This is a genomic window from Bifidobacterium sp. ESL0732 (assembly GCF_029395535.1).
In the GTDB taxonomy this organism is placed as follows: Bacteria; Actinomycetota; Actinomycetes; order Actinomycetales; family Bifidobacteriaceae; genus Bifidobacterium.
In genome coordinates, this window is record NZ_CP113920.1 from 2,356,826 (window position 1) to 2,370,144 (window position 13,319).

The 13,319-nt window shown below is 57.4% G+C and carries 9 protein-coding genes and 1 pseudogene; 8 read left to right on the forward strand and 2 right to left on the reverse strand.

The genetic code is table 11. The annotated features are described in order from the left end of the window. Window positions 1-2: 2 nt before the first annotated feature. Complete coding sequence (locus OZX70_RS08865) at window positions 3-197, reverse strand: hypothetical protein (protein WP_277180872.1); 195 nt, start codon at window positions 195-197, stop codon at window positions 3-5. Window positions 198-386: 189 nt separating this feature from the next. Between OZX70_RS08865 and OZX70_RS08870 the strand changes: the two genes are divergently transcribed. The 8 genes and pseudogenes from OZX70_RS08870 to pknB all read left to right on the forward strand — a co-directional run bounded on the left by OZX70_RS08870 (window position 387) and on the right by pknB (window position 11,859). Continuing rightward, complete coding sequence (locus OZX70_RS08870) at window positions 387-1,556, forward strand: ATP-binding protein (RefSeq protein WP_277180874.1); 1,170 nt, start codon at window positions 387-389, stop codon at window positions 1,554-1,556. A 255-nt stretch (window positions 1,557-1,811) separates the two neighbouring features. After that, window positions 1,812-2,513, forward strand: coding sequence for a DUF3662 and FHA domain-containing protein (locus OZX70_RS08875; protein ID WP_277145993.1), 702 nt, complete (start codon window positions 1,812-1,814; stop codon window positions 2,511-2,513). Between the two features lie 25 nt (window positions 2,514-2,538). Then, window positions 2,539-3,102, forward strand: a complete 564-nt coding sequence (locus OZX70_RS08880; RefSeq protein WP_277180876.1) for an FHA domain-containing protein — start codon at window positions 2,539-2,541, stop codon at window positions 3,100-3,102. A 265-nt stretch (window positions 3,103-3,367) separates the two neighbouring features. Then, the gene (locus OZX70_RS08885; RefSeq protein WP_277182198.1) at window positions 3,368-5,215 is read left to right on the forward strand and encodes a PP2C family serine/threonine-protein phosphatase; all 1,848 of its coding nucleotides are present in this window, start codon (window positions 3,368-3,370) and stop codon (window positions 5,213-5,215) included. After that, window positions 5,212-6,723 (forward strand): FtsW/RodA/SpoVE family cell cycle protein, encoded by a 1,512-nt coding sequence (locus OZX70_RS08890; RefSeq protein WP_277180878.1) that lies wholly within the window; start codon window positions 5,212-5,214, stop codon window positions 6,721-6,723. Before OZX70_RS08885 ends, OZX70_RS08890 begins: the two co-directional genes overlap by 4 nt. Then, complete coding sequence (locus OZX70_RS08895) at window positions 6,720-8,189, forward strand: penicillin-binding protein 2 (RefSeq protein WP_277180880.1); 1,470 nt, start codon at window positions 6,720-6,722, stop codon at window positions 8,187-8,189. Before OZX70_RS08890 ends, OZX70_RS08895 begins: the two co-directional genes overlap by 4 nt. Beyond that, window positions 8,186-9,085, forward strand: a pseudogene (locus OZX70_RS08900) (serine/threonine-protein kinase); the annotation flags it as partial. The gene OZX70_RS08895 and the pseudogene OZX70_RS08900, both read left to right, overlap by 4 nt. A 704-nt stretch (window positions 9,086-9,789) precedes the next feature. Then, window positions 9,790-11,859 (forward strand): Stk1 family PASTA domain-containing Ser/Thr kinase, encoded by a 2,070-nt coding sequence (gene pknB / locus OZX70_RS08905; protein ID WP_277180882.1) that lies wholly within the window; start codon window positions 9,790-9,792, stop codon window positions 11,857-11,859. Between the two features lie 295 nt (window positions 11,860-12,154). Here the strand turns inward: pknB and OZX70_RS08910 are convergent, their stop codons facing one another. After that, window positions 12,155-13,246: a class C sortase gene (locus tag OZX70_RS08910; RefSeq protein ID WP_277180884.1), complete on the reverse strand. Its 1,092-nt coding sequence runs from the start codon at window positions 13,244-13,246 to the stop codon at window positions 12,155-12,157. Window positions 13,247-13,319 lie beyond the last annotated feature (73 nt).

Consider the following 13,319-nt stretch of genomic DNA (forward strand, 5'->3'; position numbering starts at 1 on the left):
CATCAGCTCAAGCCCGTTCTGCGCTCCGCTTTGCCGGACTGGCGCAGGACGGGCAAACGTTGCTCACGTTCAAGACCGGCAAGAATCCTAAAAACGCACAAAGTCAATAGCAGTGAATTCTTGGACACATCAATATAGAGCCAAATCAGCGTTACCAGAATGTTGATGCCTTTAAGCAACTCTTTGATAACCAACATCGTGAAATTTCTGGAGTAGCGTCTGCCAAATCTCGGGAGTAAGACATGCGAAAGTTCTGGAGTAGATATCCCTAAATTTATCGAGTAGATTTTGCTAAAGTTCGGTAGTAGGTACTGTTAAAATTTTGGAGTAGAGATATCAAAATCTATGGAGTAACATACGGAAAACCCCAGAATACGAGGCAAACGATGATACCACGGACAATCGGCGACAAAATCCGAGACATGGCCACCAAATTCCCAATTATCTCACTGACCGGAACGAGGCAAAGCGGAAAAACAACACTGCTGCGTGAGCTGTTCCCCGACTTCCGTTACGTCTCCATGGAGGACCCGGACGTCAACCGTCTGGCCAAGCAAGACATGCGCGGGTTCCTGGACGTTTACGACGACCACGTCATTTTCGACGAAGCCCAGCGCACCCCGGAACTGTTCTCATACCTGCAGGGCATCGTGGACGACAGACGGCAGCGCCCCGGACAATTTATTCTCTCCGGATCGCAGAATTTTCTCCTGCTCAACAGCATCTCGCAATCGCTGGCCGGCCGCGTCGCAGTGCTTTACCTGCTCCCTCTCTCCTACGCCGAACTCGCTGCCGCCGGGGACACCCCCCAAACCATGGACGCATGGACATGGCAGGGCGGATACCCACGCCTTTACGATAAAAATATCGAACCGCCCGACTACTTCCCCAGCTATATCGACACCTATGTCGAACGCGACGTGCGCGACGAACTCGGGGTACGCAAACTCTCCGCGTTCCGCAGGTTCCTGACACAGTGCGCCTCACGAGCCGGTAAGATGCTGAGCGTCAATTCGCTTGCCACGGACTCAGGGATTGACTACAAAACCACGCAGGACTGGCTTTCGATTCTGGAATCGAGCTTCATCGCCTTCCGCCTGTATCCGTATTATAAAAATCACGGCAAGCGGCTCGTCAAGACGCCTAAACTCTACTTCTACGACAGCGGGTTGGCCGCTTATCTACTCAATATCGACAGCCCTAGTGCATTGCTGCTGAGCCAACGGCGGGGAGTCCTCTTCGAAAACGCCGTGGTCAGCGAAATTCTCAAACGCTACTACGCAATCGGCCGCACGCCGATGCTCTATTACTGGCGGGACTATTCGCGCACCGAAATAGACCTCATCATCGAAAAGGGCGGAAAAGTCGAATACGCCATAGAAATCAAAGCCTCCGCCACTTATGATTCACACGCGTTCGCCAACATCACCAAGCTCGCGGACGACCTCGGCGTCGACAAGGATCACCGCATCGTGGTCTACGGGGGCAACCAATCATTCAACACTAAATGGGGCCGGTTGCTTTCCCTGCACGATCTGCAGCAAATCATCGACTAAGGTGCATGTTTTTGACAGCAGCGTCAAAAACATGCAAGCTAACTCACCCAAAGCGTACTATTCTGACGGCACCGTCACAAAAGTGCACTTTGCCACTTTCAAAACGCACTATTCTGACGCTGACGTAAGAAACATGCACACTTTGCTTCTTACGTTTTCGCCGCTCCACAATGAAGAAATTGCACGGATTAAGACGAAAATAACAACTCGTTTGCGGCCTCGCGTAAGATAGTGGCTGATAAGAAAGGGGCTACGATGAGCGTTTTTGATCGTTTTGAGAAAAGCGTTGAGGGAGCCGTGAACGGTGTCTTCTCGAAGTTCGGCTCGAAAGACCTTCAGCCGGTTGACCTCTCCAGCGCTCTCGAACGCGAGATCGACGCCGAGGCCATGCCAGTCGGGCGCGACCGCACCGTCGCCCCGAACGAATACCGCTTCAAGCTGAGCACACCCGATTTCGACCGCATCGAACAGTGGGGCAGCGAGACGCTTGCCAACGAGCTTGCCGACAATCTCACGCAATACGCCAAAAGCCAGCACTACGCTTTTGTCGGCCCTGTCGTCGTTATTTTTGAAGAAGACCTCGATCTGAGCAAGGGCAACTTCAAGCTCACTTCGGAGTCCGTGCAGGGCAACGCCGTTCCGGTGACCACCGAGAACCAGTCGCAAGACAGCCCGATGCTCGAGATCAACGGCAACCAATACCTGCTGACCAAAGAGAAGACCATCGTCGGCCGCGGCTCGGGCTGCGACATCGTCATCGACGATCCGGGAATCTCGCGCAACCACCTCGAGATCGACATCACCCCGAACGGCACCATCGCCCGCGATTTGGGTTCCACCAACGGAACCTACGTGGAAGGGCACCAGGTGCCGGCCGCAACCTTGCTCGACGGCAACACCATCACCATCGGCCACACCCGTATCCTCTATTGGGCTTCTCAGCAGGATCAGGAATAACGGCCAGACCCCAGGTACATCCTCTATGATCACAGAACTTACCTTTGCGATTCTCAAGTATGGCTTCCTCGCCCTGCTTTGGGTTTTCGTATGGCTTGCAGTCCGTTCGCTGAAACGCGACGTCGAGACGCTGAGTCCGCACAAATCGTGGTCGCACCGCAAAAGTGCCCGCCGCGCGCGCAAGGCAGCCGAATCCAACCCCATGCCGGCTATGGCCAATGCCCCTGTGGCCACGTCGCACCGCGGAAACCCTGGCATGCAGATGGGCAATGCAGGCAGGTCTGGCGTCAATGCCAAGCCCACGCTTCTGACCATTATCGACGGGCCGCTTGCCGGTTCGTCCGTTCCGTTGAGCAACGGCACCATCACCCTTGGCCGTTCCAGCTCCAACACCGTAGTCTTGGATGATGAGTTCGTTTCCTCCCAGCACGCCCGCGTATACGCTGACCCTGCCTCCGGCTCGTGGGCCATTGAAGACCTCGGCAGCACGAACGGCACCATCGTCAATCACCGCCGCATCACTTCGCCAGTGATCCTGCCGGCGCGCGTTCCCGTGCGCATCGGCGCCACAACGTTCGAATTGAGGTGACCGCCTTATGCCAGATACCTCAAAGCCTTCTAATTCCTCGGTACAGCAACACTCAATAGAACATCCTTCAGCCGAGGATTCTTCAATCAATAAGGATAATTCTGATCCCACAATGCCGCCTTCGATTCCCGTGACCCTCGCGGGCGAAAGCGACGAGCCCAAGGGAACCAACGAAAGCGACGGTGCCGCCAAAAGCACCGGTAATGCCGAAGCCGTACCGAATACACAACGCATCGCCATCGACACCGAAGGTAATACAGGCAAGATGGCCCCAGTCGCACGGGCCGCCCACGGCCATGCTGGCGCATCCAACAGCCATCAGCTTTTCCTTTATTCCACCACGGTTTCCGACGTGGGCACCGTACGTAGCAACAACCAGGATTCGTCGTTCGCCGGCGAACGCCTTATCGCCATCTGCGACGGCATGGGCGGGCACGCAGGCGGCGACACCGCCTCCACCATCGCCATTCGTTCCTTGGCCCATATCGAGCAAAGCAACGCTAAAAGCGACGTGGCCTCCATCGCCTCGATGATGGAAACCAGCGTGATGGCCGCGCACGACGCCATCGTCGGTAAAGCCAAGCGCGAGCGCGGGTTGGCCGGTATGGGTACCACGGTCACCGCGGTCGCCCTCGTTTCTGGCCACTGGGTCATCACCCACATCGGCGATTCGCGCGCCTACCTCCTGCGCGACGGCAAAATCCGCCGCATGACGCAAGACCATAGCTACGTTCAACATTTGATTGACACCGGACGTATTACAGAGGCCGAAGCCCGCAACCACCCACAACGCAATGTGGTGATGCGCGTGCTCGGCGATTTCGACATCGATCCACACCCTGATATCGCGGTATTTCGAGCCTTGCCAGGCGACCGCTGGCTGCTGTGCTCCGACGGTCTTTCCGGCGTACTGGAAGATGACACACTTGAGCAAATGCTGGTCACAGTTTCCGATGAAGAGGAATGCGCCCAGCAGTTGGTCGCCATGGCGCTGAAAGCCGGCAGCACCGACAACGTGACGGCAGTCATCGCCGACGCTACGCTTGCGCTCGATGCCGATTCCTTCGACTTGCCCCACCAGACCCCACTGATTGGTGGCGCTGCGAGCTCGAATCTCGAAGCCATCGCCGACATCATCAAGGAGCCGGTCGCGTCTTCGCCTATGTTGCGATTGGGCAAGCAATCCCCCGCGCAACGTGCCGCGGCCCTCACTCACGGAGGGTATGGCGAGGACGACGACGAAAACGACGGAGGCCAGTATCCTCCCGATGCCGAAAATCCTGTTTCTCCCGATACAAACGAGGCTAATGGCGACGAAGCTTCCGCCACAGGCGGCCAGAAAAATCATCATCACAGGATCGGGCATCCCGACAACGCCGCGCAAGCAGACACCGAAGACGATGGCGATACCGGCAATATCATCCACGTCGCCCAGCCCTCGGCAGTGCGTGACGAGAACGACGACAAAGCCAATATGGACACCGGCGAAATCCCCGTGGTCAAGAAAAAGGACGGTCGCGTTTCCGCCGATCCCAACGACCCAGAGGTCGCCCGTGCCATCCGTCGCGAACACCAGCGCCGCCGCAAGGAAGAACGCCGCAAGCACAATAGGGCCCGTACGGCAATCATTCTCGCGTTCGTGATCGCACTGTGTGCTTTGCTCGGCGTAGGATTCGGCGCATACCGCTGGAGCCAGAGTAAGTATTACGTAGGAACAAGCGACGACACAGTCGCCATTTACCAAGGCGTCAACACCAATCTGTTCAGCCTGCCCCTTTCGCACAAAGTCGAATCCACCGATATCGAACTGGCGAACCTGCCTCAATCATGGAACGACGCGTTGAATGAAGGCATCGCCGTTGACTCGCTTGAAGAGGCGAAAAGCCACGTCACCATGATCAGGAAAGAGGCCAAAACTCTCCAGACCTCGAAGAAAAAGAACCCACCGTTGCCATGGGAACCCGTAGCCCCAGTCATGGTTCGCCCCAATAGCGACAAGCCGGATGATGCCGACACCGAAGCCGTGCAACCGGTAGATGTCTCCACAACCGTAGATGGCGCTTCGTTAGCGGCGATACCTACAACCGCCAGCGCAGAGGCGGCGAGCGCATGATCGCCACCCGCTTCCGTCAAATCGGCCTGCTGCTGTTCGCCATCGCGATCAGCGGCATCGCCTTTTTCCAGCTCTTCGCACGCGTCTATAACGGTTTCCCTGCCAACCTGGTCACTGCCCTTGTAGCAGTCACGGTGCTGTTCATCGTACTTTGGGCGCTGCTGCTGAAATTCCAGCCCTACGCAAGCCAGCAAATCCTGCCGTGCGTGCTGCTACTGACGGCTATCGGCACGATGATGATCGCCCGCATCGATTACACGAAAAACACCACCGTGGCCTACCGCCAGCTGATCTGGGTGTGCGTCGCACTGGTGCTGACATGCATTTTCATTATCGCGCTGCGCGATTACCGCGTATTACGTCGCTTTTCATATGTGAGCATGATCGTTGGCCTGGTATTGTTGCTCTCCCCTATGATTCCGGGTCTCGGCAAGGAAATCGGCGGCGCTCGCATCTGGATCGGCTTCGGCTCGCACACCTTGCAACCTGGCGAGTTCGCGAAGCTTTTCCTCGCTTTCTTCTTCGCAGCCTATCTTTTCAACCATCGCGACCAGTTGGCCGTCGGCGGTAAGAAAGTGGTCGGCCTGCAGCTTCCCCGCATGCGTGACATGGGCCCGCTGATTCTGGTGTGGTTCGCCTCCATCGGGGTGTTGGTGGTCCAGCACGATCTCGGTACCTCGCTGATGTTCTTCGCCATGTTCGTCTCGATGCTTTACGTGGCAACCGGACGCGGCAGCTGGCTTATCATCGGCGGCATCGCGTTCGTCGTCGCGGCTGTGTTTTCGGTCAAGTTCTTCGCACACGTCGGCTATCGTGTCGACGGCTGGTTGCATCCCTTCGACACCGCGGTTTACAACCGCAAGTACGGCAGCTCCTACCAGTTGGTCACGGGCATCTTCGGCCTTGCCTCTGGAGGTCTCCTCGGCACTGGTATCGGACAAGGGCACCCCGGACTCACCCCGCTCGGCAATTCCGATTTCATTTATTCTTCTCTCGGTGAGGAACTTGGCCTGACCGGTTTGATGGCGATTCTGATGCTCTATCTGATCATCATCACCTCCGGCCTGCTCACGGCCATGAAAATCAAGGACGGTTTCGGCAAGCTTCTCGCTTCCGGACTCGTTTTCACCATGGCTTTCCAGGTATTCACCGTGGTCGGCGGCCTCACGCTGGTCATTCCGATGACGGGTCTGACGCTGCCATATATGGCTGCCGGCGGTTCGTCACTGGTTGCGAACTATATTCTTGCGGCTCTTCTCATCGTGATTTCCAACGAGGCCAACAAGCCGGAACCCGAGAGCGAACTTTCCAACACCATGCAGTACGAGGCGATGGAGGCGCTCAACGAGCGCAGCGCACAGAAAAAACGCAACGAAGCCAGACATTCACATTCACGCTCGCGTTCGGACGAAGACGAACCCTCGACTTCGAGCTTCCCCGTGGCAATGTCCCCGTCATCCTCACCGCGTTCCGCCGCATCGGATCCCCAGGCAGGAGGCAAACGATGAACAAATACCTTCGCCAGCTTTTCACCGCCGTCGTCGTCCTCTTCACGATTTTGGGGCTTTCGAGCACCATGATCACGGCCGTCCGCGCCAACAAGCTCAACAACGATCCGCGTAACCAGCGCGGACTCTACCACGAATTCAATGCTCCCCGAGGATCGATACTCGCTTCTGATGGCACCGTCATGGCCAAATCCGACCCGGTCAACGATCCGTTCGACTACCAACGCTCGTATTCCAACGGTCCACTCTACGCGCCCGTGACCGGCTATTTCTCCATCAGCCAGCGTGCCGACCGCGGCATCGAGGATTCCCGCAACAGGCTCCTGACCGGCGAATCCAACCAGCTTTTCTGGCAGCAATTCAAGTCGCTCTTCACCGGCTCGGCCAACAAGGGCGCCTCCATCGAGACCTCCATCGATCCCAAACTCCAGACCACCGCCTATGAGCAACTGGACGGCAAAAGCGGGTCCGCGGTAGCACTTGACCCCAAGACCAACCGCATTCTGGCGATGGTTTCAACGCCGAGTTACGACCCGAATGTGCTCGCCAGCCACGACACGACGAAAGTCAACCAGGATTATGCGCGTCTCACCAGCGACGATTCGAATCCGATGCTCAACCGCGCGATTTCCGAACTCTACCCACCGGGATCCAGCTTCAAGACGGTCGTTGCCACCGCAGCGTTGGAAAGCGGCAAATACCAAACGAATTCCGAGATTCCGGCGGGCGCAAGCTATACATTGCCCAATACCAATACACAGCTGACCAACGCCACGATTTCGGGAAACGGCGGCGCAGAAGGCAAGCTGTCGCTGGAAGACGCCTTCGCATATTCTTCCAATACCGCATTCGCCCAGCTTGGCGGCGCGGTCGGCGCCCAGGCCATCTCTGACACAGCCAAGAAGTTCGGCTTCGATTCCTCCATCCCCATAGACGGGTCCAATTCCACAGGCGATCCCATGCAGGCCATTGCTTCGAAATTCCCCGAAAATCCGGCCCCAGACCGCCTCGCGCTGGCCTCAATCGGGCAGGGCGATACCCAAGAGACCCCGTTGCAGAACGCGATGATCGCCTCGGCCGTCGCCAACGGCGGGACGCTGATGCGCCCGACACTAGTCGACCGCGTACGTTCCAGCGACCTCACCGTGATTTCGCAAACCACCCCGAGTGTGATGAGCCAGCCGATGAGCAAGGATACAGCGAACAAACTAACCGAGATGATGAAGGCCGTCATCACGAAAGAAGACCCCAATCTCGCGATTCCCGGAGTCTCCGTCGCCGCGAAAACCGGTACTGCGCAGATCGGCGTGGGCAACCAGGCCAACGACGGCTGGATCATCGGCTTCGCGCCCGCCGACGACCCGAAAATCGCGGTCGCCGTGGTCGTTCATAATACAGATATGGCCGGCGGCGACATAGCAGGACCAATCATGAAGGCGATAATGAGGGAGGCACTGGGCAAATGAAGCTCGTTGAAGGTCAACTAATTCACAACCGGTACCGCCTCGATCGCCGGCTCGCACAAGGCGGGATGGGCGAAGTCTGGAAAGGCTACGACATCCAGCTAAATCGCGTGGTCGCCATCAAAGCGTTGCGCGGGGACCTCACCGACGTGGAGGCCAAGCGGCGCAGGCTGCGCATCGAAGCGCATAATTCCGCCGATTTGGCCCATCCGAATATCGCGGCGCTTTTCGATTATTATGAGCACGACGGCATCGGCTTCTTGATTATGGAGTACGTCGACAGCGATTCGCTGGCCGATCTGTACCGTGAAAAAGGCGCGATGGACCCGCTCGAGCTGCTGCCGATTCTGGTGCAGGTCGCGCGCGGGCTTTACGTCGCACACTCTCATGGTGTAATACATCGTGATGTGAAGCCCGCCAATATCATGGTTTCCAAAGACGGCGAGGTCAAGATCACCGATTTTGGCGTCTCCTATTCCACCAACCAGGCACAGATCACGCAGGACGGCATGGTCGTCGGTACCGCGCAATACATTTCGCCGGAGCAGGCACAGGGAAAGAAGGCGACGCCGCAGTCCGACATCTATTCGCTGGGCGTGGTGGCCTACGAAGGACTGTGCGGGCACCGTCCGTTTACCGGGGCCACGCCGGTCGACATTGCGGCCGCGCATGTAAACGACGCCGTGCCTCCACTGCCGGACACCGTCGACGTGCAGCTGGCACAGTTCGTGATGTCGATGCTCGCCAAAGATCCACGCGACCGGCCGAAGGATGCGCTGGTCGTCTCCCGCACGCTTTCGCATATCGAGCGTCGGCTTTTCGATCAGGAAGCGTCGTTTAGCGAGACCACGATGGTCTCTCGCGACGGCCGTATCGCGCGCCGCGTGGTCAGCGCCCCTTATTCTTCCGACGGTTCGGTGTCAGGAAGCCCTGCCGTCTCACCGAACCGCAAAGCATTCAGCGCGACCACGGCCGCAGCCCCAGCCTCAGATAATGCCAACGAAGGCCATGCCGCTGGAAACACTCTCAGCGACATTATTGCCAATACCGAAATCGATGACAACACTCTGGGCAGCGAAACCCGCAATGTCATCATCAATGGCGATGCAGATGCCGACAAAAACGGCAAAGCCGCGAGCCACCGGGCCGATACCCAGACCGACGATGTGGACAAAATCGCTACAGGCGACGAGACCGAAACCAAGGCGGAAGCCGAGCCTGACATCAATAATGAATTTTCTCCAGCCGCTCAGAGTGCAATACAAACGATGACACAGACGTTGCGAGCTATCACAGACTATAAGATTCCCGCGATTCGGACTGACGGCAGCCAATCCGTCGACGACAAGCCACCTCAATCGCCTTCGCAAACCGAGACTGAGTCCAAGACCGAAGGCAAAGAAGCGAGCGCAGGCGCAAGCGACGCATCGGCTTCCTCACCTATAACTTCAAACATCAATCCAACGAACCTGGACGACGGAACCGAAACAACACCCGACGTCACTGATTCGTCACAGTCCTCTTCAGCCGCTGCCGAAACCAACGTTCCGGTCACCGAAGTCAACGACCAGGCAGCGAACACTGAAAACCGGAAGGAGCAGCAATGAGCACCAATATGCCAACATCACTGGCAGATGGACGTTATCAGCTGGGTCAACTGATCGGACGCGGCGGCATGGCCGAGGTCCACATCGCCCAAGACACCCGTCTGGGGCGCGTTGTCGCAGTGAAAATCATGCGTTCCGACCTTGCCAACGACGACATTTTCCTCAAGCGGTTCGCCCGCGAGGCGCATTCCGTCGCGCAAATGAACAATGTCAACATCGTCAACATCTACGATTCCGGCGAAGAGACCATCACCACCGAAGACGGCAACACTGAGCGCGTGCCGTACATCGTCATGGAGTACGTCAAGGGCCAAACCCTGCGCGACATCATCAAAGCAAACGGCCCGCTGAGCCAGCGTGACGCCGAACAGGTGATGTTGGGCGTTTTGAACGCGCTTGATTACTCGCATCGAATGGGAATTATCCACCGCGATATCAAGCCCGGCAACATCATGATTAGCGAGCAGGGCATGGTCAAGGTCATGGACTTCGGCATTGCCCGTGCACTCGATGATTCCGTAGCCACAATGACGCAATCGCAAGGTGTGGTCGGCACTGCGCAATACCTCTCCCCGGAACAGGCCCGCGGCGAGACCGTCGACATGCGTTCCGACCTCTATTCAGCCGGCTGCGTGCTCTACGAAATGCTCACCGGACGTGCGCCCTTCACAGGCGATTCGGCCGTGGCCATCGCCTACCAGCATGTTTCGGAAGTCGCCACCCCGCCCAGCGCCATCGTTCCAGGCCTGCCCAAGATGTGGGACCAGATCTGCGCGAAGGCCATGGCCAAGGATCGGCAGAACCGTTACGCGACGGCCGCCGAGTTCCGCAATGATATCCTCACTTACATGAACGGCGGTATTCCGGTTGCAGCCGCGTTCAACCCGTTGACCGACCTCGCCAACATGAAGGAACGCAAACAGGCCGAACAGACCGCTGCCACCGAAGCGATGAACCCTGTCGAGACCACGGCAACGCAGGCCTTCGACCCGCTGACCGGCACTTACGGCAATACAGCGGCCACACAGCTGGCTCCGAGCACCGGCACCGCGCTCAAGTCGCGTGCGGAGAAAGCTGCGGAGCAGAAGGCGAAAAAGAAAAAGAAGATTATCATCGGCTCGGTGATTGGAGCCGTTGTCGCCATTCTTGCCATCGTGGGCATCGTCTACGGCGTCACCCACATGAAGAAGCCGGAAATGGTCACCGTTCCGACCTTCAATTCCACCACCACCCAAGCACGCGCCGAGGAACAGCTCAACCAAGTTGGACTGAAGATGAAGGTGGAACAAGACACGGATTCAAATGAGCCCAAGGGCACATTCACCAAGCAGAGCCCTTCCGGCAATGCCAAGGCCCCCAAGGGTTCAACCGTCAAGGTCTGGTTCTCCGCCGGACCGCAGGCAGGCCAAGTGCCCGATGTTAAGGGCAAATCGGTGGAGGACGCCAAGGCCATCTTGAAGAAGGCCGGGTTCAAGGTATCCCCGGCCACGCAGACCGAAGACAGCCCGGACGTGGCGCAAGGCATGGTCACACGCACTGACCCGGCAGGCGGCTCTGCTACGGACAAGGGCACGTCGTTGATGCTCTACGTCTCCTCCGGCATGGCCAAGGTTCCCGACGTCACCGGTCAGCAGCAGGATCAGGCGCTGAACCAGCTCAAGGCGTTCACCGTCGTCGTGCAGCAGGAGGCTTCCGACACCGTGAACCAGGGTCTTGTCACGCGAACTGACCCAGCGGCCGGCTCCAGCCTCGCACAGAAGGGCAACATCACCGTCTACGTCTCCTCCGGCAAGCCGAAAGTGTCAGTACCCGACGTTGGCATTGGCAACAAGCCAACTGTCGCCCAAGTCAGGGAACAGCTCAAGGCTGCCGGATTCAACGTCAATCCCGCCACCGGCAGCGATGATCTTACAGTCATCGGCATCTCTCCAACAGCAGGAACGCAGGCCAGTAAGGGCGACACCATCACCCTGAGCACGCAAGCCCCGGCCCCGACTACCGGCACCAACAACGGTTCCAGCGGCGGCAGCGCTTCCGGCGGCCAAACCAGCGGCAACGGAAGATAACTTTCGACAAGGTTCGATAATTCACTTTCCACCGAACCTGAATGCTATGCGGGCTCTGAATCTATTCAAATGGAATTCAGAGCCCGCATAGCATTTAAGACGTCCCGTCAAACAAATAGCAGCGTCGCTCTTTTAAGACACCCTACAAGCCGAGACAATTAGAGAGGCTACCAACCGTTCATTTGGGAAATAGGCCAAGGTGACGTACAAACCACAAAGGGGGCGTTAACTTATCACGAAACAAAAAGAGCAAGCGAGGACGGATGTCTCTCGTTTGCTCTTTTAGCCGAAACAGCTATGGTTTCTCTGACTGCTTGGGTTGCTTCGGCTTGTCGGGCGGACGGCGACGGTGGGCGATGACGCCCATCGGAGGCAGACCACGCTTGTCAACGAAGCGCGGGCGCAGCAGCGTCTTGGGAATCGGCGTGCCGTCGTAGTGCCACGGCGGCGGCACCAGCTCGCGGTAGTTCTTGCGCATGGCGAGCAGGAAGCCAAGGATGAGCACAATCAGTGCCGCAAGCAGTCCATAAAGCTGCGCGTCGGCAGCGGCATCGACCAAGGGCGGAATATCCTGCGGAATGTTGCCACGCTCGGCGGTGATGACGAGACGCTCAGTGTTGACACCATATGGCGTGCAGGTCATCAACGTGAGCAGATCCTTGCCCGGAACCACTTTGTAAAGGTGGACATCCTTGGGATTAACCACATGGATGGCTTTCACACGGTAACCCATGGTGTGGTTCAGCGTTTCGATGTAGATGATGTCGCCTTTTCTGAGCTGATCAATTCGGGTGAAGAGCAGGGCATCGGGGAGGCCACGATGACCAGTCAGCACGGCATTGGTTGATTTGCCACCTACCGGCACGCTCGTACCGTACAGATGACCTGAACCGATAGTAAGCGTTGCGCGAGCGGTACCGTGATAAATCGGCAAGTGAATCGACACCTTGGGTATACGAATCGTGCCCATCACTCCGTTCGAACCTTTTAGCAGAGACTGATAGGTCACATCTTTTTGCGATTCCGTGTCTTCATCCGGCTTGTCATTGAACGGGTCCTTGACCTCGCCCAGTCTCGTCTGACCGGAAGCGGCGATCTGCTGGTTATAGGCCTGCGCCGCATGAAGTTCCTTGGCCGCTTCCCCTCGTGGCCACTTCAACACGTCTCGCTCGGCTTGGATGGCGGCAAGCGCCTCAGTCCTGGAGTTGATCACCCAATGGACCGGCACCCACATGATAAGCACCACGGTAAGAATGACGAAGAAATCGTGCACGAGTTCGATGAAGATGCGATAGGCGTATTGCCCACGCTTTTTCACCGGCTTGAGGACATCTTCGAAAGACTCCCGATGCAGCGCATGCTCCACAGTCTTTTTCTTACGCTTCATTAATCCGTTCCATCGATATGTGTTGGCCTACTATCGTCTTGCTACATTTATTGTGATGCATAGAGCCGACAGC